The 24,082-nt window shown below is 57.4% G+C and carries 23 protein-coding genes and 1 riboswitch; of the genes, 16 read left to right on the top strand and 7 right to left on the bottom strand.

The window, feature by feature from the left end; genetic code table 11:
* Window positions 1–46: 46 nt before the first annotated feature.
* From recD2 to ABWQ15_RS02310, 7 genes are all read right to left on the bottom strand, one after another.
* The gene (recD2, locus tag ABWQ15_RS02340; RefSeq protein ID WP_353907215.1) at window positions 47–2,251 is read right to left on the bottom strand and encodes an SF1B family DNA helicase RecD2; all 2,205 of its coding nucleotides are present in this window, start codon (window positions 2,249–2,251) and stop codon (window positions 47–49) included.
* Window positions 2,252–2,290: 39 nt separating this feature from the next.
* Window positions 2,291–2,611, bottom strand: a complete 321-nt coding sequence (locus tag ABWQ15_RS02335) for a hypothetical protein (protein ID WP_353907214.1) — start codon at window positions 2,609–2,611, stop codon at window positions 2,291–2,293.
* Window positions 2,612–2,653: 42 nt separating this feature from the next.
* Window positions 2,654–2,911 (bottom strand): hypothetical protein, encoded by a 258-nt coding sequence (locus ABWQ15_RS02330; RefSeq protein ID WP_353907213.1) that lies wholly within the window; start codon window positions 2,909–2,911, stop codon window positions 2,654–2,656.
* A gap of 9 nt (window positions 2,912–2,920) precedes the next feature.
* Complete coding sequence (ybeY, locus tag ABWQ15_RS02325) at window positions 2,921–3,424, bottom strand: rRNA maturation RNase YbeY (protein ID WP_353907212.1); 504 nt, start codon at window positions 3,422–3,424, stop codon at window positions 2,921–2,923.
* Window positions 3,421–4,410 carry a PhoH family protein gene (locus ABWQ15_RS02320; protein WP_353907307.1) on the bottom strand — a complete coding sequence of 330 codons (990 nt, stop codon included), beginning with the start codon at window positions 4,408–4,410 and terminating at the stop codon, window positions 3,421–3,423. The genes ybeY and ABWQ15_RS02320 overlap by 4 nt, the downstream gene beginning before the upstream one ends.
* Window positions 4,411–4,522: 112 nt before the next feature.
* Window positions 4,523–5,713 (bottom strand): sporulation protein YqfD, encoded by a 1,191-nt coding sequence (gene yqfD / locus ABWQ15_RS02315; RefSeq protein ID WP_353907211.1) that lies wholly within the window; start codon window positions 5,711–5,713, stop codon window positions 4,523–4,525.
* Window positions 5,706–5,999, bottom strand: a complete 294-nt coding sequence (locus ABWQ15_RS02310; protein WP_353907210.1) for a YabP/YqfC family sporulation protein — start codon at window positions 5,997–5,999, stop codon at window positions 5,706–5,708. The genes yqfD and ABWQ15_RS02310 overlap by 8 nt, the downstream gene beginning before the upstream one ends.
* 125 nt (window positions 6,000–6,124) lie before the next feature.
* On the opposite strand from ABWQ15_RS02310, the gene ABWQ15_RS02305 reads away from it, so the two are divergent.
* From ABWQ15_RS02305 to ABWQ15_RS02230, 16 genes are all read left to right on the top strand, one after another.
* Window positions 6,125–7,033, top strand: coding sequence for a nucleoside recognition domain-containing protein (locus ABWQ15_RS02305; RefSeq protein ID WP_353907209.1), 909 nt, complete (start codon window positions 6,125–6,127; stop codon window positions 7,031–7,033).
* Between the two features lie 137 nt (window positions 7,034–7,170).
* Window positions 7,171–7,401 carry a helix-turn-helix domain-containing protein gene (locus ABWQ15_RS02300; RefSeq protein ID WP_353907208.1) on the top strand — a complete coding sequence of 77 codons (231 nt, stop codon included), beginning with the start codon at window positions 7,171–7,173 and terminating at the stop codon, window positions 7,399–7,401.
* Complete coding sequence (locus ABWQ15_RS02295; RefSeq protein WP_353907207.1) at window positions 7,398–8,081, top strand: ComF family protein; 684 nt, start codon at window positions 7,398–7,400, stop codon at window positions 8,079–8,081. The genes ABWQ15_RS02300 and ABWQ15_RS02295 overlap by 4 nt, the downstream gene beginning before the upstream one ends.
* A gap of 145 nt (window positions 8,082–8,226) precedes the next feature.
* Window positions 8,227–9,252, top strand: a complete 1,026-nt coding sequence (locus tag ABWQ15_RS02290) for a rod shape-determining protein (RefSeq protein WP_353907206.1) — start codon at window positions 8,227–8,229, stop codon at window positions 9,250–9,252.
* A gap of 230 nt (window positions 9,253–9,482) precedes the next feature.
* Window positions 9,483–10,832, top strand: a complete 1,350-nt coding sequence (locus ABWQ15_RS02285) for an APC family permease (protein ID WP_353907205.1) — start codon at window positions 9,483–9,485, stop codon at window positions 10,830–10,832.
* Window positions 10,833–10,975: 143 nt separating this feature from the next.
* Window positions 10,976–11,461 (top strand): NUDIX hydrolase, encoded by a 486-nt coding sequence (locus ABWQ15_RS02280; protein ID WP_353907204.1) that lies wholly within the window; start codon window positions 10,976–10,978, stop codon window positions 11,459–11,461.
* 22 nt (window positions 11,462–11,483) lie between these two features.
* The gene (locus ABWQ15_RS02275; protein WP_353907203.1) at window positions 11,484–11,864 is read left to right on the top strand and encodes a DUF3783 domain-containing protein; all 381 of its coding nucleotides are present in this window, start codon (window positions 11,484–11,486) and stop codon (window positions 11,862–11,864) included.
* A 5-nt stretch (window positions 11,865–11,869) separates the two neighbouring features.
* Complete coding sequence (locus ABWQ15_RS02270) at window positions 11,870–12,301, top strand: 2-thiouracil desulfurase family protein (RefSeq protein ID WP_353907202.1); 432 nt, start codon at window positions 11,870–11,872, stop codon at window positions 12,299–12,301.
* Between the two features lie 89 nt (window positions 12,302–12,390).
* Window positions 12,391–12,571, top strand: a riboswitch (Lysine riboswitch).
* Window positions 12,572–12,636: 65 nt separating this feature from the next.
* Window positions 12,637–14,259, top strand: coding sequence for a Na+/H+ antiporter NhaC family protein (locus ABWQ15_RS02265; protein WP_353907201.1), 1,623 nt, complete (start codon window positions 12,637–12,639; stop codon window positions 14,257–14,259).
* Between the two features lie 521 nt (window positions 14,260–14,780).
* Window positions 14,781–17,510 carry a molybdopterin-dependent aldehyde oxidoreductase gene (locus tag ABWQ15_RS02260; RefSeq protein WP_353907200.1) on the top strand — a complete coding sequence of 910 codons (2,730 nt, stop codon included), beginning with the start codon at window positions 14,781–14,783 and terminating at the stop codon, window positions 17,508–17,510.
* 52 nt (window positions 17,511–17,562) lie between these two features.
* Window positions 17,563–19,854, top strand: a complete 2,292-nt coding sequence (locus ABWQ15_RS02255) for a pyridine nucleotide-disulfide oxidoreductase/dicluster-binding protein (protein WP_353907199.1) — start codon at window positions 17,563–17,565, stop codon at window positions 19,852–19,854.
* A 47-nt stretch (window positions 19,855–19,901) separates the two neighbouring features.
* The gene (locus ABWQ15_RS02250) at window positions 19,902–20,108 is read left to right on the top strand and encodes a DVU_1557 family redox protein (protein WP_353907198.1); all 207 of its coding nucleotides are present in this window, start codon (window positions 19,902–19,904) and stop codon (window positions 20,106–20,108) included.
* A complete protein-coding gene (gene trsM, locus ABWQ15_RS02245; protein ID WP_353907197.1) occupies window positions 20,108–20,842 on the top strand; it encodes a DVU_1556 family methyltransferase in 735 nt (244 codons plus the stop codon). Before ABWQ15_RS02250 ends, trsM begins: the two co-directional genes overlap by 1 nt.
* Window positions 20,835–21,293: a DVU_1555 family C-GCAxxG-C-C protein gene (locus tag ABWQ15_RS02240; protein ID WP_353907196.1), complete on the top strand. Its 459-nt coding sequence runs from the start codon at window positions 20,835–20,837 to the stop codon at window positions 21,291–21,293. The genes trsM and ABWQ15_RS02240 overlap by 8 nt, the downstream gene beginning before the upstream one ends.
* A complete protein-coding gene (gene trsS, locus ABWQ15_RS02235; protein ID WP_353907195.1) occupies window positions 21,290–22,642 on the top strand; it encodes a radical SAM (seleno)protein TrsS in 1,353 nt (450 codons plus the stop codon). Before ABWQ15_RS02240 ends, trsS begins: the two co-directional genes overlap by 4 nt.
* 2 nt (window positions 22,643–22,644) lie before the next feature.
* Window positions 22,645–23,928, top strand: a complete 1,284-nt coding sequence (locus tag ABWQ15_RS02230; protein WP_353907194.1) for a DVU_1553 family AMP-dependent CoA ligase — start codon at window positions 22,645–22,647, stop codon at window positions 23,926–23,928.
* Window positions 23,929–24,082: the final 154 nt, after the last annotated feature.

The raw sequence follows: 24,082 nt of genomic DNA, 5'->3' as shown, positions 1-24,082 counted from the left end.
GCGTTTCAAATGTCAGCACAAAAAAATATGGTGATTTTTGCTAACCTCAAGCGCCGTTGCATAGCCGCCACTTCAGACCCGAATACCGCCGCTGACGGCGGTCGTTTTCCGCCATGGCGGACACAGCGGAGTCGTCTCCCACCACAATCAAAAGTTCTCTGGCCCGGGTCAGGGCGGTATACAGCACACCCCGGACCATCAGCGCCGAAGCGGCGGGCATCGCCGCCAGAATCACCGCCCGGTACTCACTGCCCTGCGCCTTATGGACCGTCATTGCGTAGGCCAGGTCGATCTCGGAGAGCTGGTCGGCGGTATAGGTGGCTATCCGGTCGTCAAAGTTCAACTGAAGCCACTCGCCGCTGGGGTCGATCTGCACCACGCAGCCCACGTCGCCGTTGAAAATGCCAGTGCCCACGGCGCCGTCCGATCGTTCCCATACCACGTCGTAGTCGTTTCGGGTTTGCATGATGCGGTCTCCCTCCCGGAACACCTTTTCACCCCACTGGCGCTGGTGCTTGTCCGGAGCGGGGGGATTCAGCGCTGCCTGCAGCAGGCGGTTCAGGTTTTCCGTGCCGCTCTCGCCCTTTCGCGTGGGAGAGAGGACCTGAATCTGGTCCACCGGAACGCCCATCTTCTCCGGAAGACGAGTCGTGCACAGCTCCACTACGGTGCTCACCGCCCGGTCCGCACTGCGGCGACACATGAAGAAGAAGTCGTTCTGGTCGTTGACGAACCGGGGCGGCTGGCCCAGATTCACCGCGTGGGCATTGCGGATAATGGCGGATTGCTCCGCCTGGCGAAAGACCTCCCGCAAAAAAACGGTCTCTACATTTTTACTGCGGATCAGGTCGGAAAAAACATTTCCCGCCCCCACCGAGGGAAGCTGATCGGCGTCCCCCACCAGTACCAGCCGGGTGCCGGGCCGCAGAGCGCGGAGCAGCGCGGCGAACAGGGACACATCCACCATGCTCATCTCATCCACGATCACCGCGTCGGCTTCCAGAGGCTCCTTTTCGCACTTGGAGAAGGCGGTCTCCCGTGTGTTTTCGTTCCAGGTGACGCCCAGCAGCCGGTGGATGGTCTGGGCCTCCAGCCCGCCGCACAGCTCGCTCATCCGCTTGGCCGCCCGGCCGGTGGGAGCCGCCAGCATCACGTCCAGTCCCATCCGCTGAAACAGGGCCACAATGCCCCGGACGGTGGTGGTCTTTCCGGTGCCGGGGCCGCCGGTTAAGATCAGGACTCCGGTCCGGGCCGCCAGCGCCACGGCCTGGCGCTGCTGGTCGGCGTAGGTGATTCCCTGCGCCTTTTCTATTTCCGCGATGACCTTGTCCACCTGCCGCCCTTGATCCGCGTCCACAGACAGAAGCGCCCGCAGCCGGGCGACAGCGCTTACCTCCGCCGCCCACAGGCGGCGGAGGTAACAGGCGGTCACATTGGCTACCTGCTCCTGCACCACTGCGCCCCGGACGCAGAGATCATCCAGCGCCTTTTCCACCAGATCTTGGCCGCAGTTCAGAAGCTGCACCGTGGCGAAGACCAGCTTGTCGCGGGGGAGAAACACGTGGCCGTTGCTCTCGTTGTGGTTCAACTCGAAGATCACCGCCGCCTGGAGCCGTTCGTCGCTGTCGGCGGCAATGCCCAGACTCATGGCGATCTCATCGGTGGCCGAAAAGGGGATGCCGCATTCGTCGGCGGAGAGCAGATACGGGTTGGAACGTACCGCGTCCAGCGCCGCGTCGCCATATAGCGTTCGCAGCAGAATCGCCAGAACAGGGGGCAGCTCGTATTGGGCCAAAAACGCCATCAGCCGACGCAGACCCATCTGCTGGCGGAAGCTTTCTCCGATCTGCTGCGCTTTTTTTTCGGTGACGCCCCGCAGGCAGGTCAGTTTTCCCGGCTCCTGTTCCAGCACGTCCAGCGTCTGCTCACCGAAGCGGTCCACGATGGCCCGGGCTGTGGCGGGACCCACGCCCTTGCACACGCCGGAGGAGAGATAGTTGAAGATCTCGTCTGCATCCTCGGGTAGTCGCCGCTCCAGCTCCATAGCTTTTAACTGCTCCCCATGCTGGGGATGGGTCTCCCACACGCCGTTCACCGTCAGGTGTTCGCCGGGGGCAACGCAGGGAATGCATCCCACCACCGTGTGGAGTTCTCCCTCCTCCGTCACCAGCCGCAGGACGGTATAGCCGTTTTCGGCGTTTTGAAAAATGAGACTATGTACCGTGCCGTCCAGGCAGCAGAGTTCGTCCATGCCGTTTTGTCTTCCTTTTCTTTGTGTGATTGCGGGATTTTAGCCGAACTTCATGTCCTTTGCGTCCACCAGCTCCACATTTCGCCACCGGCGGCTGAAATACTCCGCAGTCTGCCGTGCCTCGCCCGTCATGCCACAGTCCACCAGCAAAATTTTTGCAAGCGGCAGAGTGTGTCGGGTTCGCAGCAGCTCCCTCAGGTCAGATTCCAAGCCGGGCGCGTCGTTCCGCAGGGGGAGGATGAGCCGTACTTCCGAATTGCGGCACTTTCCCGTGAGGAAAGCTCCGGCAATGAGCCAGACGCAGGCCGTCAGCCCCACGGCGGACAAAAACGCAATGGCACCATCCTGAATGAGTTCCATAAGATCACCTCAGAACAGTGTATGCAATAGGGGCGGCGGCGGTTAGTCCTGCGGCTGTTCCGGGGCTTTTGCGTCCGGTTTGTCCGGCGCGGACGGCTCCCGCTGTTCCAGCAGTCTGTCCAGCTTTTTTTCGATGTCTCTTTGTTTGATATACATACAGGTCAGCGCAGCGAAAAAGGCTGATTGAATCAGAATTTCCCAAAGCGTTTCATCTTGTAATCCCATTGCGCCCATGCCAAAAAATGCGAGAATGGTCACCATTAAATATAAAATCCACAGACCGATAAAACTTCCGGCCACGGTTTCCGCCTACCTTTCCAATCCCAGTTCCTCCATCACGGCTTCCTCACGGGCGCGCATCTGCGCCTTCATCGGGCCCTCGTCCAGATGGTCGTACCCCAGCAGGTGAAGCGTGGAATGGACTGCCAGATACGCAAGCTCCCGGCGGCCCGAGTGTCCGTACTCCTTTGCCTGAGCGGCCGCCCGCTCCATGGAGATCACCATATCCCCCAGAGCGAGGAGTCCTGTGGAGTCCAGCAGGTCCCCGGCGGTTTCTGGCGTGGGCGGCTGACCGGGCTTGAAATCAAATTCCGGGAAGCTCAGTACGTCGGTGGGCCGGTCAACGTCCCGCTGTTCGCGGTTAATCTGACAAATGCCCGCGTCCCCGGTCAGCAGCACGTCCACCTCGCAGGGAAGCGTCACGCCCTCCAGCCGGAGGGCGGTCTTGATCGCCTTGCGGAGCAGGGAACAGGTTCGCTCGTTGGACGCCCCCGGCACGTCGGCGGTGACGGGGATATAGTGGCTCTTTCTCATGACCGTTTCACCTTTCCCCCGGTGTGTTTCATCCGGGACAGCTCGTCTTTTTCATAAGCCTCCACGATGCGCTGCACCATGACATGGCGCACCACATCCGCGTTGGTCAGCTGGCAGATGCCGATGCCCTCCACGTCCTGAAGGACACGTATGGCCTCCTTCAGGCCGCAGGCCTTGTCGGCGGGCAGGTCGATCTGGGTCACATCGCCGGTGATGACGATCTTGGATCCGAAGCCAAGGCGGGTGAGAAACATCTTCATCTGTTCCCGGCTGGTGTTCTGAGCCTCGTCCAGAATGATGAAGCTGTCATCCAGAGTCCGGCCCCGCATATAGGCCAGAGGCGCTACCTCAATGTTTCCCCGCTCCAGATATTTCTGGTAGGTCTCCGCCCCCAGCATATCGAATAGCGCGTCGTAGAGGGGCCGGAGATACGGGTCAACCTTGCTTTGCAGGTCTCCGGGCAAAAAGCCCAGCCGTTCCCCGGCTTCCACGGCCGGACGGGTGAGGATGATGCGGTTGACCTGCTTGTCCCGGAAGGCAGCCACCGCGGCGGCCACGGCCAGATAGGTCTTGCCGGTGCCCGCCGGGCCAACGCCCACGGTGACGGTATTTTTCAGCACCGATTTGAGATACTGCTTCTGTCCGATGGTCTTGGGCTTCACGGGTCGGCCCTTGGCAGTGACGCACAGCACGTCGCCGGTCAGCTCCGCAATCTGCGTTTCCTTGCCAGCCCGGACCAGAGAGATGACGTACCGCACGTTCTGCTCCCCAATGGCCTCGCCCCGGGAGGACAGGGTCAGAAGCCCCTGTACGGACTTCACGGCCAGCATGACGTCCTCCGGCTCACCCTCCACCCGCAGTTCACCGTCCCGGTTCACCACGGCCACGGAAAATTCCTGTTCCACCAGACGGATGTTTTCATCGAAGGACCCAAAAATATTTATCGCTTGTTCCAATCGCTCGATGCTGATTCGCTGTTCCAAAATGTGACCACTCCTGTTTGCCGGGCGGCGGGGCGCGTCCCGCCGCCCGAATTCTGATGAAATTTCCCGCTGTCTGCGCGGGCGCCGCTTTGCATAAGGAATCTCGAAAGGACGGTCAGCCCGCCTCTGCCTCAAGGGGCGTCGTCTGCCCGATCTCCTCCACGCACTCCGCCGTCAGCGTGACGCGCAGAATGTCTCCCTGCTGCCGGGATGAGACGAGGGTGGACCGGATCTCGCCGCTCTCGCCCATCAAAGAGGTCAGGTAGGCGGTGAGAGCCGCCTTGCCCGCGGCCTCCGCCTCCGCAGCGGTGCGGGTGCGGGCGGTCAGCTGGCAGGGAAGGTAGGTCTCCGTCTCCAGGGTGACGGGGAGTGGCAGACCGAAGACCTCCAAACGCTGTCTTTTGACCATTTTATCATAGATTGCCCCGAAATAGCTACTGCTTCCATAGAATTTTATCCTTCGTTTTCCAAAGATCAGCGACCAGCGCTGTTCCGCCTTGGTTTCACCGCTTTTTTCCTGAACCGTCAGGGGAAAGTCGGCATTCAGCCGATACCAGGTCCGGGCGGTGATGGAGCCCGCCGCCGTGGTGATTCGTGCGCCGAAGGTGTCCAGATCCTCAATCCCGGAAATCAAAATCTGATCCTTTTCCACGGTGTCGCCGGGAAGAACGCATTTTTTTCCGAGAAAGGCGTGGACCTTCAAAACCAGTCCGTCCCGCCGGGCCGTCACGTTGCACGGAGCGCGGCGGTTTACCAACTCCGGCGCCATGACCCGCTCCCGTACCTGGACATAGGCCCGGCAGCCGGAGACGTTCACCGTCAGCCAGCTCAGCTCAGGAATGTCCAAAAGGATGTGATTGCGCAGATCCTCGCTGTCAATGGAAAAACCAAAGGTGCCAAAGCCCACGCCGTTTTTTTCCAGAGCCCGCAGAATTTCCTCCTCAGGCACCGTTACCGCGCCGTCCACCGTGATGTCCCAGATGAAAAAGGAACTGAAAAACAGCCCCAGAGCGCAGACGATCAGGCAGACCGCCAACGCCTGCCGCCTCCGGAGCTTTCCGACCAAAAAGGGCGCGCCCTCCCGCTTTTGCACGTGGAGCGTGCAGTCCAGCTTCCTGGTCAGAAGCCGAAGAATGCGAAAATCCCGCCGGGTGAGGACGCAGGAAAACACAGTGGCGCTCTCCCACCGAACGTCCCACAGCTCCAGTTTTCGCTGGGCGCAGAGATTCAGTATCCGTTCCGGAAAGGCGCTCTCCACCCGCAGACGCACCTGTCCCCGCAGATGGTTTACAAGACTCTCAAGCATCTGACCTCACCCATTCCACTTTGTCCACCATGCCGCCGATCCGCAGTTCTTCCCCCGTTATGGCCTCCAACGTCAAATTCCGGCCCGTAACCCGCAGGATGCCGCCGGGGGTGTTTACGTCGATTGAATGGTCACTGTAAGATAAAATGCCGCTGTGATGCTCCAGAAACAGCCGCCTGTCGCCGATCATCTCCAGATGGCACAGCCCCGCCACCACGTCGCCGGGGAGATCAAACAGCTCCGCCAGCTCCGTCAGCGGCGTATCCCGCCGCTTACGTTTTTCCATCGTCTCACCTCGCTCAACTGTATGAGGGCAGGTGGGAAAACTTGCCTGAAGGGCGCACTTTTCCGCCTATCCCGCAGGCATGACCGCCCGCGCGGGCGCATAGGGTGTCCCGAGGGGGCGGTTGGGTGAAGAAGAGAACGATCCTGTGTCTGTTGGCGGCGCTAGGGCTGGCGGCGATGCTGGCAGATGCGGAGGGAGTGCGGCAGAGTGTGAGCGAGGCGCTGAGTCTGTGTGCCGGGACAGTGATTCCCTCCCAGTTTCTCTTCCTCGCCGCCAGCTCCCTGCTGGTTTCGCTGGGCGTTGGAGAGGTTCTGGCGCCCAGACTGGAATTTCTGATGTGGCCGCTGTTCCGGGTGGACGGCGCGGGAGCTACGGCGCTGATCCTGGGCCTGGTAGGGGGCTACCCCATCGGGGCGAGGACCGCGGCGGAGCTGTACCGCGAAAATCTGGTCAGCGAGGTGGAGGCGGAGCGGCTGCTGGCGTTTTGCAACACGGCCAACCCCGCTTTCCTCATCAGCGTTTTGGGTGCGGGAGTGTTCGGCAGCGTCCGGGTGGGCATCTGGCTGTGGCTCATCCATGTGTTGTCCGCCCTGCTGACGGGAATTTTGTTTCGAGGCGGGGCCGCCCGACGCGCCCAGCCCCGGCCAAGGTTTACCGCGCGGGCCGTACCGTTTTCTGCGGCCGTAGTAGGGTCGGTGCGTCGGGCGCTGGAGTCGGTTTTAAACATCTGCGCGTTTGTTACAGTGTTTTACGTGTTGGCGCGGCCCCTGCAGAGGCTTCCCGGCATAGCCGGGGCGGCTGCGGTGGGGGCTTTGGAGCTGTTCTCCGTGATTCCGCTGCTGCCCGGCGGGCACGCCGGGTTCATTCTGGCATCGGTTCTTTCAGGCTGGGGCGGAGCCTCGGTGCTGTGCCAAACACTGGCGGTGTTGGCGGACAGCGGGCTTTCAACCCGAAACTGTCTTTTGGGCAAGGCCGTTCAAGCGGGGATATCGGGGGTGCTGGCACTTCTGGCGGTTCGCTATGTGATGGGCTAGCCGCGCTCCGCGGGAGCAATTGCTCCCGCCTGGTGACACCAAAATACACCGGTTGCCCGCACAAATATATTAGGACAAATGGTCCAAAATAGAATAGTACTATTTGTCCAAACTGTAAAATTGCATTGGTGATAGATGTGGATTTAAAAATTCGGGATTTACGGGAAGACAACGACCTGTCCCAGAGTAAGGTGGCACAATACCTGCTGTGTGACCAGTCGCTCTATTCCAAGTACGAGCGGGGAGAGAGGGAACTGCCGCTGCGGCTGGCGGTTCAGCTGGCGGAGTATTACGGCGTCAGCTTGGATTATCTGGTGAGCCTTACGGACGAGGCGGCGCCCTATCCCCGGAGGCGGCGGGCAAAATGAACGTTTTCGGGGTAGTTTTGGACCTGCTGTTTCCACCGAAATGCCCCTTCTGCCGCCGCGTCGTGGACGGGGCGGCAATCTGCGAGGCCTGTGAAAAATCCCTGCCCTGGACAAAAGAGGAAGAGGGACTTTACACAGGGGCGGACGGGCTTTTCTGCGCCGCGCCGCTTATCTATGAGGGTACGGCGCGGGACGCTTTGCTGCGCTTGAAATTCTACGGCGCGGATCATTTGGCGCAACCGCTGGGCGAGCTGTTGGCCCAGTGCGCGGCGGAGCGGTTTTCCGGGGAGTTCGACGCGGTGACCTGGGTGCCGGTTGGGCCGAAGCGGCTGAAAAAACGAGGCTACGACCAGGCGAGTCTTCTGGCGGAATCTGCCTGCCGTTTGTGGAACACCGCGCCGGAGCGGCTTTTGGTGAAAATAGGGGATAACCCGGCCCAGTCGGGCCTTGCCGACGCCGCAGCGCGCAGGGCCAACGTACTGGGTATGTACCAAATTGCGCCGGGAGCACAGGTGGCGGGGCGTCGGATTTTGCTGATCGACGACATCTGCACCACCGGTTCCACGCTGTCGGAGTGCGTCCGTACGCTGAGAAGCGGCGGAGCGGAACGGGTGGTCTGTGCCGCGGTGGCACGGACCCGTTCGGAGCGGGAGACTCCGTGCGTGGCGCAAGAGCATTAAATTTTTCATTTTCGGAGAATGTGCTTGCATTCCGTTAACGCCGTCGGTATAATATATCCGTATGACTGTGCGCGGTGAAAACCGCTTCTCATAATTTTGAAGAAACCGGCAGAAAATACTGAAGAAAGAGCATGAGGTGGAGGATATGTCCATGGCAAAAGATATCGGTATCGATCTTGGTACCGCTTCCGTTCTGGTATACGTCAAGGGAAAGGGAATCGTTCTCAACGAGCCCAGCGTGGTGGCGCTGGATAAAAACACCGGGAAACTGCTTCAGGTGGGAGCGGACGCTCAGGCGATGCTGGGCCGTACCCCCGGCAACATCATTGCGATCCGTCCCCTGCGGGAGGGGGTCATTTCCGACTATGACATGACGGAGCGGATGCTCCGGGAGTTTATCCGGAAGGTAGCCGGCTTCTCCTTCTTCAAGCCCAGAGTCATCATCTGCATTCCCTCCGGCATCACGGAAGTGGAGGAGCGTGCCGTCATCGACGCGGGTATTCAGGCCGGCGCCCGGAAGGTATACCTGATTGAGGAACCGGTGGCCGCGGCCATCGGCGCGGGGATTGACATTGCCAAGCCCGACGGCCACATGGTGGTGGACATCGGCGGCGGTACCGCCGACATCGCGGTAATCTCCCTGAGCGGCGTGGTGGAGTCCGCCTCGATCAAGGTGGCGGGCGACCAGCTGAACGAGGCTGTGGTGAAGTATATGCGCCGCAAGCACAATTTGCTGGTGGGCGAACGGACCGCCGAGGACATGAAGATCAAGATCGGCTGCGTATTCCCCAAGGACGAGGAGGAGACGCTGGATGTGAAGGGCCGGTGTCTGCTGACGGGTCTTCCCAAGATCATCACGGTCAGCTCCACGGAGATGATGGATGCCTTTGAAGAGCCGGTAGAGCGCATCATGGAGGCCATCCACTCCGTGCTGGAGCGGACGCCCCCTGAGTTGGTGGCGGATATTTCCACCAACGGCATCGTCATGACCGGCGGCGGCAGTCTGGTATCCGGCTTTGACAAGCTTGTGGCGGCCCGGACGGGTATCCACACGGTGGTGGCGGAGGATGCCATCTCCTGCGTGGCGCTGGGCACCGGCAAGAGCCTGGATGAGCTGAACAATATGCAGGACGGCACCCAGAACTTGAGCCGCCGGCGGCAGATGAACTGAACCAGACAGATGAAAGCGGCCCCTTTTGGGGCCGCTTTTTTGCTCAGCTACGGAGGTCCGTTGTACCGCCGGTTTTCCGGTGCGGCATGACGCGCAGCTCTTCTGCCAGAGCTATGACCCAGGAAAAAGAATTAAAAAGCATCTTGCGAAATGCACAGAGATCTGCTATGCTGTATAAATCGTATTGTGCAAGAATACAACGCTTTAAAGTAAGTGAGTGAGGGGAAAACATGGAAAACGGATTGGAAAAAAAGTATGGACTTCCCACGGCCATTTGTATGGTGGTGGGTATCGTTATCGGCTCCGGTGTGTTCTTCAAGGCAGAGGCGGTGCTGGTACAAACTGGCGGCAATATGCCGCTGGGTATTTTGGCGTGGCTGATCGTGGGCGCGATCATGATCGTCTGCTCCTATGTGTTTGCCACGATGGCGACGCGGTATGAGAAGGTCAACGGTCTGGTGGACTACGCGGAGGCCACGGTGGGAAACCGGTACGCCTACCTGATTGGGTGGTTCATGGCAACGATTTATACGCCGGCGCTGACCAGCGTGCTGGCCTGGGTGTCCGCGCGGTATTTTTCCGTGCTGATGGGCTGGGACATCACCGGCGGCTCTTGCCTGGTGCTGGCCTGCTTCTTTCTGTGCGTGGACTACGCTTTGAACGCTCTGTCCCCCCGTATTGCGGGAAAATTCCAGATTTCCACCACGGTTATCAAAATGATACCGCTGCTGCTGATGGCGGTGGTGGGCACCGTTGTGGGTCTCAGCAACGGCCAGATGGCGCAGAACTTTGCCACGATCTCCGCCGGTACGGTCTCCGCCGGAACTGGGTTGATGAAGTCTATGGTGGCGGTGGCCTTTGCCTATGAGGGCTGGATTCTGGCCACTTCCATCAACGCAGAGCTGAAGGACGCCAAAAAGAATCTGCCCCGTGCATTGGTGCTTGGGTCTTTCATTGTGGTGGCCACTTACATCCTATACTATATAGGGCTGAACGGCGCGGTGACCACCGAAGAGCTGATGGCCAGCGGCGAAGCCGCCGCGAAGATGGCCTTCCAGCGGGTATTTGGCGGGGCTGCGGGCACCGTGGTATTCGTGATGATCGTGATTTCCTGCCTGGGGACACTCAACGGGCTGATGCTCTCCAACTGCCGCAGCTTCTACGCTCTGGCGGCCAGAGGCGAGGGACCCAAACCAGAGATGTTCCGCCAGGTGGATCCGGTGACCAATATGCCCAATAACTCCGCAATTCTCTCCCTGGCGTTCGCGGCGTTCTGGCTGCTGTATTTCTATGGCGCGAATTTGACCGCAGGGTGGTTCGGCCCGTTCTGCTTCGATTCCTCGGAGCTGCCCATCATCACGCTGTACGGCATGTATATTATCATGTTTGTCCAGTTTATGCGCAAGGAACGGGAGCTGAACGGCTTCAAGCGGTTTGTAATGCCGATGCTGGCGCTGTGCGGCTGTGTATTTATGGTGTATGCAGCCTTTGCCGGATACGGTGTGAAGGTCTTCTACTATCTGGCAATTTACGCCGTGTTTATGCTGGTGGGCAACTGCTTCTATCGGAAAAAGAGCTGAGTCCGCGAAGCGCGGCCACGGGGAAATTAGCCGCGGGTTGAGGAAGGGTGAGCGCTGCCTGACGGCGGCGGGTCTCCGTTCCGCAACCCGCGGCTGTGTCTTGCCATCTGCGCAAAATCGGTTATAATGAGAAAAAAGCACTCATGGAGGAACCTGCTGTGTTAAACACCACATTATGCTATTTGGAGCGGGGAGATCAATACTTGATGCTCCACCGCGTGAAGAAGAAAAATGACCTGAACCACGACAAATGGATTGGCGTGGGCGGAAAGTTTCTGGAGGGCGAGACACCGGAGGAGTGCGTTCTGCGGGAGGCAAAGGAGGAGACCGGCCTGACGCTGACGAACTGGCGCTATCGGGGCCTTGTCACATTCCTCTCCGACACATGGGAGGGCGAGTATATGCATCTTTTCACCGCGGACCGGTGGACGGGAGAACAGATCGTCTGCAACGAGGGGGACCTCCAGTGGATCGGCAAACGGGAGCTGCGGAAGCTGCCGCTGTGGAAGGGTGACCATATTTTCCTGGACTTGCTGGAGTCCAACGCGCCCTTTTTCTCCCTGAAGCTGCGCTACGAGGGAGAGACGCTGGCGGGGGCCGCGCTGAATGGGAAGCCTTTTAAATTCTGAGCGCTGGAAAGGGGAATAGAAGATGGGAACGATTTTACTCTATGGCTTTGAGGAATTGAACGACATTCTGGCGGTAAAGGCCGCCGCCGGACCGTTTCAGGCGGAGGTGAAGCCCGTCTGGCACGACGGCTGGCGTACCCCCATCGGTGCGCTGGTGGGTCGAAAGACCCGCCCGGCCCGGGAGGGTGTGTTCTCCGGAAAGCTGGGTGGGAAGATGATGGTCTTTTGCGATATGGACAGCCAGATGGATGACCTTCTGCCCGCCCTGCGGCAGGCCGGGATTGGCCCGGAATGCTATAAGGCGGTGCTAACCGCCTGGAATCAGGAGTGGGACGGCATCGCGCTGTTTGCCGAGCTTCAAAAAGAGAGGCGAGTCATCGAAGAGCGTCGAAAGGGGAAGTGAGGAAGATGAGGATTTTGGTTTCCGCTTGTCTTTTGGGCGTTCCGTGCCGGTATGACGGCGGATCGAAGCGCTGTCCCGAAATTGAGGAGCTTTTGCAGAAACATACCTGTATTCCCGTCTGCCCGGAGCAGATGGGCGGACTCCACACGCCCCGTCCGCCGGCGGAGCGCCGGGGCGAGGGCGTTTATACAGTGGACGGCGCGGATGTGACCGCTGAATTCCAGCGGGGTGCCACGGCCGCGCTGGATTTGGCGCGGCTGTACGGATGCGAAGCGGCGGTGCTGAAGGAGCGCAGCCCCTCCTGCGGAAGAGGAGTCATTCATGACGGGACCTTTTCCCATGGCCTCACGGCCGGGGACGGCGTGACAGCTGCGCTGCTGGAGTCCGAAGGCATCCCTGTGTACGGGGAGTCACGAATCGGAGAGCTGCTTCCTTGAACGGAAGAAAGATGTGGAAATTGGGCGGATTATCGAATTTAAGGCTGAAACGGTTGACATTTATAGATAGTTTGCTATAATCAAACTTACTGCATGATAGAGGCGCGGCAGCCAAAAGTAGCGTTTTTCCAACAGCGGGCCTAACGGGGGAAAACGGGAAAGGGACTGCCGCCGAGGTTTCGTTTTCCGTGGCCTGACGGGAGACGGAGCCGGGCCGACGGAGAATATCCGCCGGACTGTCGCCCCACGGGGCGGAGCGCTGTCGTGATTCGTACAGGCCGAATGTATGAAGTCATGACGCAATGTCATGACTTCATTTTTTTGGAGGAAAACCCATGAAAAACAAAACGCGCCGTGCGCGGACAGCGGTGGGGCTGGTCGCTGTGCTGCTGGTTCTGCTGGCAGTTCCGGCCTTTGCCGCCGAAGAGGGAACCGGGGCGGATCCCAGGTTTTACGAGACATTCTGGTCCCTGCTTCCGCCGGTGGTGGCCATCGCGCTGGCGCTGATTACCAAGGAGGTCTACTCCTCGCTTTTTCTCGGTATTCTCACCGGAGGGCTGCTGTGGTCCGGCTTTGCGTTTGAGGGAACGATTACCCATGTGTTTCAGGACGGAATTGTCTCAGTTCTGGCGAACAGTTACAACGTGGGTATTCTGGCATTTCTGGTGATTCTGGGGGCCATGGTGTGTCTCATGAACCGGGCGGGCGGCTCCGCCGCTTTTGGGCGCTGGGCCCAGAAAAACATCAAGACCCGGGCGGGTGCGCAGTTGGCCACCATTGTACTGGGGATTCTGATTTTTATTGACGACTATTTTAACTGCCTCACCGTGGGCAGCGTGATGCGTCCCGTGACGGACAGCCATCAGGTCTCCCGGGCAAAGCTGGCCTATCTGATCGACGCCACCGCCGCGCCTGTGTGCATCATCGCGCCGATTTCCTCTTGGGCTGCCGCCGTCAGCGGATTCGTGGATGATGGGTCGGGTCTGGCGCTGTTTATCCGGGCTATTCCCTATAATTACTACGCACTGCTGACCATCGTGATGATGGTGGGGCTGGTGGTGATGAAAGCGGACTTTGGCCCCATGGCTGTTCACGAGGCCAACGCAATCGAGGGCGATCTGTTCTCCGGCAAGAATCCCTATGCCGGGGCGGACGAGAGTGCCGCCGCTGAAAACGGAACGGTGCTGGATCTGGTGGCGCCCATCTTGGTGCTGGTAATTTGCTGCGTAATCGGTATGATCTATTCCGGCGGCTTCTTCTCCGGAGCCAGCTTTGTGGATGCCTTTTCCGGGTCTGACGCCTCCGTGGGTTTGCTGCTGGGCAGCGCGTTTGGACTGGTGTTCACGGTGGTGTTCTACCTGCTTCGCCGCCGAATGAAGTTCAAGGAGATGATGGACTGCATCCCGGAGGGGTTCAAGGCCATGGTCCCCGCTATCATGATTCTGACCTTTGCCTGGAGCCTGAAGGCCATGACCGATTCTTTGGGCGCGGGGGAATTTGTCGCCGCCGTGGTCAAGAGTTCCGCCGCCGGATTCCAGCTGTTCCTGCCCGCCATCATATTCGTGATCGGCTGCTTCCTGTCCTTTGCCACCGGCACATCCTGGGGTACCTTCGGCATTCTGATCCCAATTGTACTGAGCGTATTCCCGCTGGAGAGCGGAAATCCGCTGAGCATCGTGTGTGTTTCCGCCTGCATGGCGGGCGCGGTTTGCGGCGATCACTGTTCTCCCATTTCTGATACCACCATCATGGCTTCCGCCGGTGCACAGTGCGACCATGTGAGCCATGTGACCACGCAGCTGCCCTACGCCATGACGGCGGCGGCGGTGAGCTGTATTGCCTACATTGCGGCGGGTATTTTTGCCGCAGTCGGACTTCCGACGTGGTTGGCACTGCCGCTGGGCGTGGCTATGATGCTGCTGGTGCTGGCCGCGATGGCACGCCGGAAAAAGGCGTAAGGCGCTGATACACGAAGCAATGCCCAGGTTCATTATGGAATAAAGGATGGGACCCCCTCGCATAGCGAAGGGGTCCCATCCTTTTGAAATTGTTTCAATCCTAATTGTCGTTTTTTTAATGATCAATTCCATGTGATTTCCCCAAATTTCCTGATAGGGCCGCCGTTTTAAAAGACGGCGGCCCTGCGTTTTTATCAAAAATCAACGTCTGAATCGTAATAGCAGCACTTTAGCAGCTCCACCATCTCCTCCTGGCTGGGCTGGCGGGGATTGGAACCGGTGCAGGCGTCGCCGCTCTTCCCGCCCGGATTCCGATAGTCCGCGATCTCACCATAGCGCTTTTTTGCGTCTCATCCTTGGCGTAGTCGGTAATGATGGAGAAAGCCGTATTACTTTTTCAGCTGCATTAATTTTCCCAAAATGTCCAATAATACAGTTGAAATTTAAGAGCACTTTGTAGCTTGTTAATAAGAAGCTAGCTATAAACAATTCATGGAGTGCTATTCAAGGAGGGCTATCCAATGCTTAAGAAAACAGTGTTTGTCAATGGAAATGAAACCCGCTTAGTAGTAGATCCCGACGCAACTCTAGCTAGCGTATTAAGGGAACGATTGCTTCTTACCGGGACAAAAGTCGGATGTGGAAAAGGCGAATGCGGAGCATGTACCGTCATTCTGGACGGAAAAGTGGTCAGATCCTGCATTGTGAAAATGAGAAGGGTGCCGGATGAGGCGCAGATCATTACCATTGAAGGAGTGGGGACCAAGGAGAGTCTCCATCCGCTGCAGCTGTCGTGGATGATCCACGGCGCGGCGCAGTGCGGTTTTTGTACGCCGGGATTTATTGTCTCCGCCAAGGCACTGCTTGACGCGAATGTGAATCCTTCCAGAGAAGAGGTCCGAGACTGGTTCCAAAAGAATCGGAATGTCTGCCGCTGCACCGGCTATCAGCCCTTGGTGGACGCGGTTATGGACGCGGCCAGAATGATGCGCGGCGAAGTGACCAAGGAGGAGCTGTGGCCAAAGCTGAAAAACGGCGACACCATGCTGGGCTCCAGTATGCCCCGCCCATCGGCCCTTGCCAAGGTAACGGGAAAATGGGAGTTTGGCGCGGACCTGGGGCTGCACCTCCCCGAGGGTACGCTGCATATCAAATTGGTCCAGGCCCAGGTATCCCATGCCAACATCCTGTCCATTGATACGTCGGAGGCCGAAAAGGTACCGGGCGTTTACAGAGTTCTCACCTACAAGGATGTTCCCGGCACCAACCGGATCAACGGCTTGGCATTTCCTTCCAATAAAGGCAGCGGCAAGGAGCGGCCGATCCTGAACGACAAGAAGATTTTTCAGTTTGGCGACGCCATTGCCATGGTGCTGGCCTATCTTCCATCCATTGCGGAAGAGGCTGCCAAAAAGGTCAAAGTCGAGATCGAGGAACTGCCGGCTTATATGAGCGCACCCGCGGCCATGGCGGAGGACGCCATCGAGATTCATCCGGGAACGCCCAACGTTTATTTTGAAACGCACATTGTAAAGGGAGAAGAGGTTGACCCGCTGCTTGAAAACCTGCCGTATGTAGTTGAGGACGACTTCTATGTGCAGCGCCAGCCCCACCTTCCACTGGAACCGGACGTCGGTTTTGCATACCTGAATGAAGAAGGAAAGCTGATTGTCCACACCAAGAGCGTGGGGATTCATCTGCACGCGCTGATGGTGGCGGAAGGCATCGGCATTCCGCTGGATAAACTGATTATTGTGCAAAACCCCACCGGCGGTACGTTCGGCTATAAATTCAGTCCCACCATGGAGGGGCTGCTGGGCGTGGCGGCGTTGGTTACAAAAAAGCCGGTTTATCTCCAATTTAATATGTTCCAGCAGATCACTTACACCGGAAAACGGGCGCCGTTTTTTGTCAATCTGAAGCTGGGCGCCGATCAAGACGGAAAGCTTGTCGCCATGAAATCCGACTGGACGGTGGATCATGGCCCGTACTGCGAGTTCGGCGATCTGGTGACGATGCGGGGCAGTCAGTTTATCGGTGCGGGCTATATGATTCCAAACATCCGCGGCGAGGGCCGAACGGTTGCGACCAACCACGCGTGGGCTGCAGCGTTCCGGGGCTATGGATCTCCCCAGAGCATGTTCCCCTCTGAGGTGCTGGTAGATGAACTTGCCGAAAAGATGGGTATGGATCCGCTGGAATTTCGTTATCTGAATGTATATCGGGAAGGGGATACCACCCCAACCGGCTGCCATCCGGATGTGATTGCGTATCCGCAGGCGCTGGACAAGCTGCGGCCGCTTTACCGGCAGGCAAAGGAGAATGCCGCGGCAAAGAATGCCGAGGGCAGCGACACGAAGTATGGGGTTGGCATTTCGCTCCTCACCTACGGTTCGGGGCTGGACGGCGCTGATTCCTCCGAAGCCTGGGCGGAGCTCACGAAAACCGGAGTCACCGTCGGCTGTTCCTGGGAAGACCATGGACAGGGCGCCGATATGGGCGCGCTGACAATCGCCCACGAATCCCTCAAACCCATGCACATCCGGCCTGAGCAGATCAAACTGGTGATGAACGACATGGAGTTTACCCCCAACAGCGGCCCTGCCGGCGGAAGCCGTTCCAATGTTTTGACGGGCAATGCCATCCGGGTGGCCTGCGAAAACATGATGGCGGCCCTGAAGAAGGAGGACGGAACTTTCCGCACGTACGAAGAGGCCGCCGCGGAGAACCTTCCTGTCAAGTACCCCGGAAAATGGACGGCCCCCTGCAAGGAGTGCAGTGTGGAAACCGGACAGGGGAATCCGTTCCCCGCTTATATGTACGGCGTACTTTTGGCCGAGGTATCGGTCAATATGACCAGCGGAAAGGCCAAAGTGGACAAGCTGACGCTGGTCTCCGACTGCGGCCCCGTCATGAATCAAACGGTTCTGGACGGCCAGCTGTTGGGCGGACTGGCACAGGGCATAGGTCTGGCGCTGTCCGAGGATTTCGAGGATTTGAAAAAGCATACAACTCTCACCGGCTGCGGAATTCCGCAGGTCAGGGATGTCCCGGACGGTATGGTTCTCATCCATCAGGAGACCAGGAGACCCAACGGGCCGTTCGGTATGGCCGGAGCGGGCGAGATGCCGCTTTCTGCTCCCCACGCGGCCATTATCAACGCGGTTTACAACGCGTGCGGTGTTCGTATTACAAAGCTGCCCGCTTATCCGGAGAAGATCAGACAAGGGTTACAAAGCGTCTCACATTGATCGACAGGTGGGCAAAACCGGGTTTATCCGGTTTTGCCCACTGGAGGTAATTATGGATTTACAAAAGCTGCTGGAGAACGGGGAAAAGTGCATCCATGACGAGCCGCCGGCTTGCGCGGCAACGTGTCCCATCCATGTGGATGTCTCGGCGCTCCTTGACGCGGTCGGCGCGGGCAATTTTCAAAAGGCCTATCAGATTCTGGAAAAGAGAATGCCGTTTCCAAGACTGATCGGCAGAATCTGCGATCATCCCTGCCACGCTGCCTGCGTGCGGGAGAAGATGGACTGCGCACTGAACATCTCCGAATTGGAAAGAGCGACGGTGGAATACGGATATGCGCCGCCGAAGAAGTCGCTTTCCGTCCCCAAAACCCTTGGCAAGGTAGCGGTTGTTGGCGGTGGACTCCGCGGCATGACCGCAGCCGTGGAGCTGGACAAAAAAGGAGCGCAGGTTACCGTCTATGAACAGTCGCCGCGTCTGGGCGGCCGGCTTTGGGACTTTGCGGGCGGCCGGCTTGACCCGGAGGAGATTGAAGAAGAACTGCGGGCCTTTGAAAAACGGGGGATCACCGTACATTACCATCAGAAAATTGATCCAGACGGATTATCTGCGCTTTTGAAACAGTTTGACGCCGTTTATCTCGGCACGGGCACATGGGAGAAAGAGCTTGAGGCAGATCCGCTGACGTTTCAGGTGCGGGATTCGTTGTTTGCAGGCGGCACTCTGGTATCTCAAACGGCGTCCGTGATTGGTTCGGTGAGCACCGGAAAGCGGGCGGCTGTTTCTATCGAGCGGTTTTTGAAAAAAGTGTCCATGACCGCCGCCCGTGAACGCGAGGGCACGTTTGAAACACCGCTGCACTTCAATTTGGAGGACGCGAAGCCGGAGAAGCCGATTTCCTGCCCTCCCGACGGCTACGGGAGGGATGCCGCCGCGGAGGAGGCCCGGCGGTGTCTGCACTGCCGATGCGTTCAATGCGTGAAGTGCTGCAGCCATCTGAAGAGCTTTAAGATTGCGCCCAAGGCCTATGCCCGGCAGATTGGGACCAACGAGAGTGTCATTATGGGCACTCATTACGCCAACAAAATGATTAATTCCTGCACCCTGTGCGGACTGTGCGACGAGCAGTGTCCCTATGACGTTCATCTGCGCGACATGGTGTACGAGACCAGAAAAAGTATGGTGGAAAAGGGAAAGATGCCGCCCTCTGCCCACGATTTTGCCCTGCGGGATATGCAGTTCAGCAACAGCAACCGCCTTTTCATGGTGAAATCCCCCCCGCAGTCCGGGGCGGAAAAAGAAGGAAAACCGGCACAGTATCTGTTTTACCCGGGATGCCAGCTCTCCGCATCCGCGCCGGAGTCCGTGGAGGCGTCTTACCGCTACCTGCTCTCCCATGTGAAAGAGGGCGTGGGGCTGATGCTGGGCTGCTGCGGCGCGCCCGCAGACTGGGCGGGGCGGCAGGATCTGATGCGGGAAAATGTGGAGCGGCTGAAGAGCGCATGGGAAACCATGGAGCGCCCCACGTTCATTCTGGCCTGCTCCAGCTGCGGTCAGGTCTTTCAGAATTATTTGCCGGAAATTCCGGTGATTTCCCTTTGGGAGATCATGGATCGGTACGGTTTACCGGATTGTGCGGCTGACGGTGCGGGACAGGCTTTGAACATTCACGACGCCTGTACCTCACGATACAATGAGCAGCTCCAGTCCAGCATTCGGAAAATTGCCCGGAAACTGGGCTATGAGATCGACGAACTGAATTACTCCCGGAATAAGACAAAGTGCTGCGGATACGGCGGTCTGGTCTATTATGCCAACCGGGAACAGGCGGAGGATTTTATACAGGACCGGATTGGTGAGAGCGGGGACGATCTGCTGGTATACTGCGCCATGTGCAAAGATTTGTTTGTCAGCGGGGGGAAGAGAACCTATCACATTTTGGACCTGATTTTTGCCGAGGACCTGGAGCGTGCCGGGAGCCGGAAAATGCCGAACCTCTCCCAGCGGCAACAAAACAGGGCGGAGCTCAAGCGCAGGCTCCTGCGCGAATTGTGGGGGGAGGAATTGGGCATGGAACAAAAACATGGGAATCCGCTGGGGCTGGTAATTCCTCCCGAAGTTTGGGAGAGTATGGAGAAACGGTATATTCTTCTGGAGGATGTGGAGCAGGTCATCTCCCATGCTCAAAAAACGGGGGAGCGGTTCTTCAATCCCGAAAGCGCCTGCTATTCCGCCAGTCTGCGGGTTGGTGAAGTCACCTACTGGGTGCGCTATCAGGAAGAGGACGGAACCATTCAGGTCGTCAGCGTGTACAGCCACCGCATGGAAATCGCAAGGGAATAGAACCATGCTCATTTGTCCGGCTTTAAGAAAAGAAAGAGGGGGATTTCATGAAAGAAAACGGGGAGCGGGAGTTGCCGTGGATCTGTGACAAGTGCAAAAAAAAACTGGAGCCCCGCAAGGTGAAAGTCAGCTACCTCAGCGGAAATTTCGAGGTGGAGCTGATGCAGTGCCCCCAATGTAAGGCAGTCTTTATCGCAGAGGAGCTGGCGCTGGGCAAAATGCTGGAAGTGGAGAAAGGATTGGAGGACAAGTAGTGGAATGCTGCAACGCCTATGAGAGCAAAAGCATGGCGGAGGTCACCGGGGAAACCCTGCGGCCCGGCGGCTTTCGCCTGACCGAAAAAGCGGTTCAACTGTGCGGACTCTCCCCTCGGGACGCCGTATTGGATCTGGGCTGCGGACGCGGCGCCACCGTGAACTATCTCTACAATACCCACCGGATTCGGACAATTGGAATTGACCCCTCGGAAAAGCTGATTGAGGATGCAAGAAAGCGATACGGGTTTGCCGACTTCCTGACGGGCAGAGGGGAGGATCTGCCGTTTGAGAGTGAGCGCTTTACGTGCGTTTTTTCAGAGTGCACCCTGTCCCTGATGGAGAATTTGAACCGCGTACTGAAAGAGACGTTCCGGGTATTGAAAGGCGGGGGCCGACTGGTTGTGACCGACGTCTACGCCAGGAATGCCCAGGAGGTAAGCGGACTGCGTCCGTTTGCCATGAACAGCTGTATGAGAGGGCTCCATGATCTGACAAAGCTTGAAGAAATGCTGAAGAAAAACGGGTTTGCTGTTTCATACAGGGAGGATTGCAGTGATCTTCTAAAAGAGCTGATGGTGCAGACCATCTTCACCTTTGGCTCTATGGCGACGTTCTGGAATTTGACGTCGGGGAACTGTGTGGATGGCTGCCGGTATCAGGAGGCGCTGAAAAAGTGCAAACCGGGGTACTTTATGATGATTGCGGAAAAGGAGGGGACAAACTGTGGATGAGACCGGCTTTCGGATGTTTCGACTTTCCAGTGTCGGCTATTGCTGTGCCCAGATTATGATAAAAATGGCGCTGGAAGACGAGGGAACGGAAAATGAGGATTTGATCCGGGCTTTAAACGGCCTGTGCATGGGAATTGGAAGCGAACAAAAGACCTGCGGTGTCCTCACGGGAGGAATTGCCGTTCTGGGCCTGTATGCGGGAAAGGGGAACGATCAGGAATGTCCGTCCCCCAGCTATACCGCGATGGTGGATGAATTTACCGGATGGTTCCGCGAGGAATTCGGCAGCACGGATTGCGCCGACCTGATCGGTGTATGCAGCGTAATAGATTACCAGACAAATCAGGAATACCGGCTTAAATGCGGTGACACGCTGATCAGGAGCTTTGAAAAGATCCGGGAAATTCTGCGGGGACATGATTTTACATGGGGAAGCAGGGTACCGGATTGAAAGAAAACCGAATCATCACCCGAACGGAAAGCCTGTGTCCCATTTGTCTGCGGAAGGTGGAGGCTTTCATTGTGACCGACGGTGCCGGCTGCTATTTGAAAAAAAGCTGCCCGGAGCACGGCGCTTTTTCCGCGTTGATTTGGCGGGGAAGCATTCCGATTGAAAACTGGATGCGACACCGGGAAGGGGCGCATCTGGAAAAGACCGTCACCAGGATTCAAAAAGGCTGTCCCTACGATTGCGGTTTGTGCGAGGAGCACCGTCAGCACACCTGCACGGCGCTGATCGAGGTGACGCAGCGATGTAACCTTCACTGTAAGTTCTGCTTTGCGGATTCAGGTGCTTCAGAGGGTGCGGATTTGTCTCTGGAGCAGATCAAAACCATGTATGAAGCAATCCTCAGCGTATCCGGGACATGCAATATCCAGCTTTCTGGGGGCGAGCCCACCGTTCGGGATGATCTGCCCGGGATTGTAAAGCTGGGGAAGGAACTGGGGTTTCCCTTTATTCAGGTAAACACGAATGGAATCCGTCTGGCGCAGGAGGAAGAATTTGTCCGCGCATTGAAGGTTGCTGGACTGGATTCCGTTTTTCTGCAATTTGACGGCACAAAAGACGACATCTACCGGAAGCTGCGGGGGCGGGAGCTGCTGACGCTAAAAGAAAAAGCGATTGCAAACTGCGAGAAATACCACATGGGGGTTGTTCTGGTTCCAACTCTGGTTCCGGGAGTAAATGTGGACAATATCGGGGCCATCATTCGCTTTGCGCTGGACCACATCCGGGCGGTACGCGGCGTACATTTTCAGCCGGTCAGCTATTTCGGCAGGATGCCCCACGCCCCCGCGGACAGCGACCGGGTAACGCTTCCGGAAGTGATGGACGAGCTGGAGCGGCAGACGGGGGGAAAAGTGAAGGCCGCGGATCTAAAGCCCGCTGCGTGCGAGAACTCCCTCTGCTCTTTCCACGGCAACTTTATTCGCCTTGCAAACGGTGATCTGATGCAGACCGCCCCAAAAACGAGCTGCTGCTGCAAGAGCGACACGGCAGATGCGAGCGCAAAAAAAGCAGTGGAATTTGTTTCCGGCAACTGGTCATCCCGCCAGTCCACCCGGCAGGAAGCGGAGCTGCCGCCGTCCGACTGGGACGAAATCATCAATCAGATTCGCTGCGAATCCTTCAGCATCTCAGCCATGGCGTTTCAGGACGCCTGGAATGTCAATCTGGACAGAATTCGGGATTGCTGCATCCACGTGGCAACTCCGAAGGGAAAGCTGATACCTTTTTGTATGTATAACCTTACAAATACTGCGGGGAAGTCTTTGTACAGGAATGGGGGCAAGGGGTAAAAATGCAGCGGACGCCGCTTGAAGACTGGATTGTGGAACGGACCGGCATTTCTCGGCGCAGCCGGGAGGCTCTGGAAGAATACCAGCTGAGAAAGATTATGGAAACCGTGCAGTTCGCCCGGAGGCACAGCCGCTTTTATCAAGAGCAGCTGGCAGATGTCTCTGTGATTTCCTGGGAGAATGTCCAAGCACTTCCCTTTACGTACCCAAATCAAATACGCCGAGACCCAAACGATTTTCTATGCATTCCTCAGCGGGATATCAAACGGATTGTCACGCTGAGAAGCTCGGGGACGGAAGGAGAGGAAAAGAGGATATTTTTCTCCCAAGGAGACTTGGATGCAACGATTGATTTTTTTCAGTATGGAATGAGCAGCCTGACCGATGAGTCCGACCGGGTTTTAATTCTCTTTCCTGGCGCCTCCTGCGGCAGTATTGGAGATTTGCTGGGAAAGGCATTGAAAAGATCAGGCGTAGTCTGTTTCAAGCACGGAGTCATAACGAACATGGAGGAAACGGCCAAGTGCATTGTTGAAAACGGTATTACCTGCCTTTCTGGAATCCCAATACAGATTTTACAGCTCAGCCGTATAAAGACGGAGATTTTCCAAAAAAACATCAGAAAAGTGCTTCTCAGTGCCGACTATGTTCCGGAGGTTTTGATCCGGGAACTGACCGAACGATGCGGGTGCCGCGTTTTTACCCACTATGGCATGACGGAAATGGGATATGGCGGCGGTGTGGAGTGTCAGGCGCTGGGCGGATATCATATGCGGGAGGGCGATTTGTATATTGAAATTCTCAATCCAGATACCGGACAGCCGGTGCAGGACGGACAGATGGGCGAGGTGACGTTTACCACGCTCACCCGGCAGGCCATGCCGCTGATCCGGTACAGGACGGGAGATCTGGCCTCCTTTTCTCCGGTTCCGTGCCGCTGCGGTACCTTTTTAAAAACGATGAACAGAGTCTATGGGCGCTTGGAGAATCAGATGCAGATTTGCGGTAACTCGTTTCTGCACTTTAGCCAACTGGACGAGTGGATGCTTCCTTTTTCGGAGTTGCTGGATTACAAGGCATGCATGGAACATGAAAATATGCTGGGAATAGAAGTCGTCTTCATGGACGGGGGGGATTTTCAGGAGACACTTAATAAAATCTCCAAAACAATTCAGGAAAAAATCCAAAGGCAGTATGGCTGCCGGATGCAGATTCGGTTCACAAGGAAGACGAATCAGCAGGAGAACTGTTTCAACAGCATGGAGAAACGGAAGTTTTGCAGATAAAGAAAGATTCCTCTCAAAACAAGTAAGACGACGTTTCAATAGTTCTCTTCCCCAGATTCTGCTAGCGCTGAAACAATAGTGTTATAGTATGTAATGAAAATAAAATAGAATAGAAAGTGCCTCTATGAGCACAGAACTCATAGAGGCACTTTGG

Origin of the sequence: Oscillibacter sp., assembly GCF_040505565.1 — a bacterium.
Lineage (GTDB): Bacteria > Bacillota > Clostridia > Oscillospirales > Oscillospiraceae > Oscillibacter.
This window is presented reverse-complemented; position numbering and strand designations above follow the sequence as displayed.

Coding starts and splice junctions, on each gene's coding strand:
- recD2 (WP_353907215.1), bottom strand. CDS start 2,251: ATGGACGAACTCTGCTGCCTGGACGGCACGGTACATAGTCTCATTTTT.
- ABWQ15_RS02335 (WP_353907214.1), bottom strand. CDS start 2,611: ATGGAACTCATTCAGGATGGTGCCATTGCGTTTTTGTCCGCCGTGGGG.
- ybeY (WP_353907212.1), bottom strand. CDS start 3,424: ATGAGAAAGAGCCACTATATCCCCGTCACCGCCGACGTGCCGGGGGCG.
- yqfD (WP_353907211.1), bottom strand. CDS start 5,713: ATGCTTGAGAGTCTTGTAAACCATCTGCGGGGACAGGTGCGTCTGCGG.
- ABWQ15_RS02310 (WP_353907210.1), bottom strand. CDS start 5,999: ATGGAAAAACGTAAGCGGCGGGATACGCCGCTGACGGAGCTGGCGGAG.
- ABWQ15_RS02295 (WP_353907207.1), top strand. CDS start 7,398: ATGAACGTTTTCGGGGTAGTTTTGGACCTGCTGTTTCCACCGAAATGC.
- ABWQ15_RS02290 (WP_353907206.1), top strand. CDS start 8,227: ATGTCCATGGCAAAAGATATCGGTATCGATCTTGGTACCGCTTCCGTT.
- ABWQ15_RS02285 (WP_353907205.1), top strand. CDS start 9,483: ATGGAAAACGGATTGGAAAAAAAGTATGGACTTCCCACGGCCATTTGT.
- ABWQ15_RS02280 (WP_353907204.1), top strand. CDS start 10,976: ATGGAGGAACCTGCTGTGTTAAACACCACATTATGCTATTTGGAGCGG.
- ABWQ15_RS02275 (WP_353907203.1), top strand. CDS start 11,484: ATGGGAACGATTTTACTCTATGGCTTTGAGGAATTGAACGACATTCTG.
- ABWQ15_RS02270 (WP_353907202.1), top strand. CDS start 11,870: ATGAGGATTTTGGTTTCCGCTTGTCTTTTGGGCGTTCCGTGCCGGTAT.
- ABWQ15_RS02265 (WP_353907201.1), top strand. CDS start 12,637: ATGAAAAACAAAACGCGCCGTGCGCGGACAGCGGTGGGGCTGGTCGCT.
- ABWQ15_RS02260 (WP_353907200.1), top strand. CDS start 14,781: ATGCTTAAGAAAACAGTGTTTGTCAATGGAAATGAAACCCGCTTAGTA.
- ABWQ15_RS02255 (WP_353907199.1), top strand. CDS start 17,563: ATGGATTTACAAAAGCTGCTGGAGAACGGGGAAAAGTGCATCCATGAC.
- ABWQ15_RS02250 (WP_353907198.1), top strand. CDS start 19,902: ATGAAAGAAAACGGGGAGCGGGAGTTGCCGTGGATCTGTGACAAGTGC.
- ABWQ15_RS02230 (WP_353907194.1), top strand. CDS start 22,645: ATGCAGCGGACGCCGCTTGAAGACTGGATTGTGGAACGGACCGGCATT.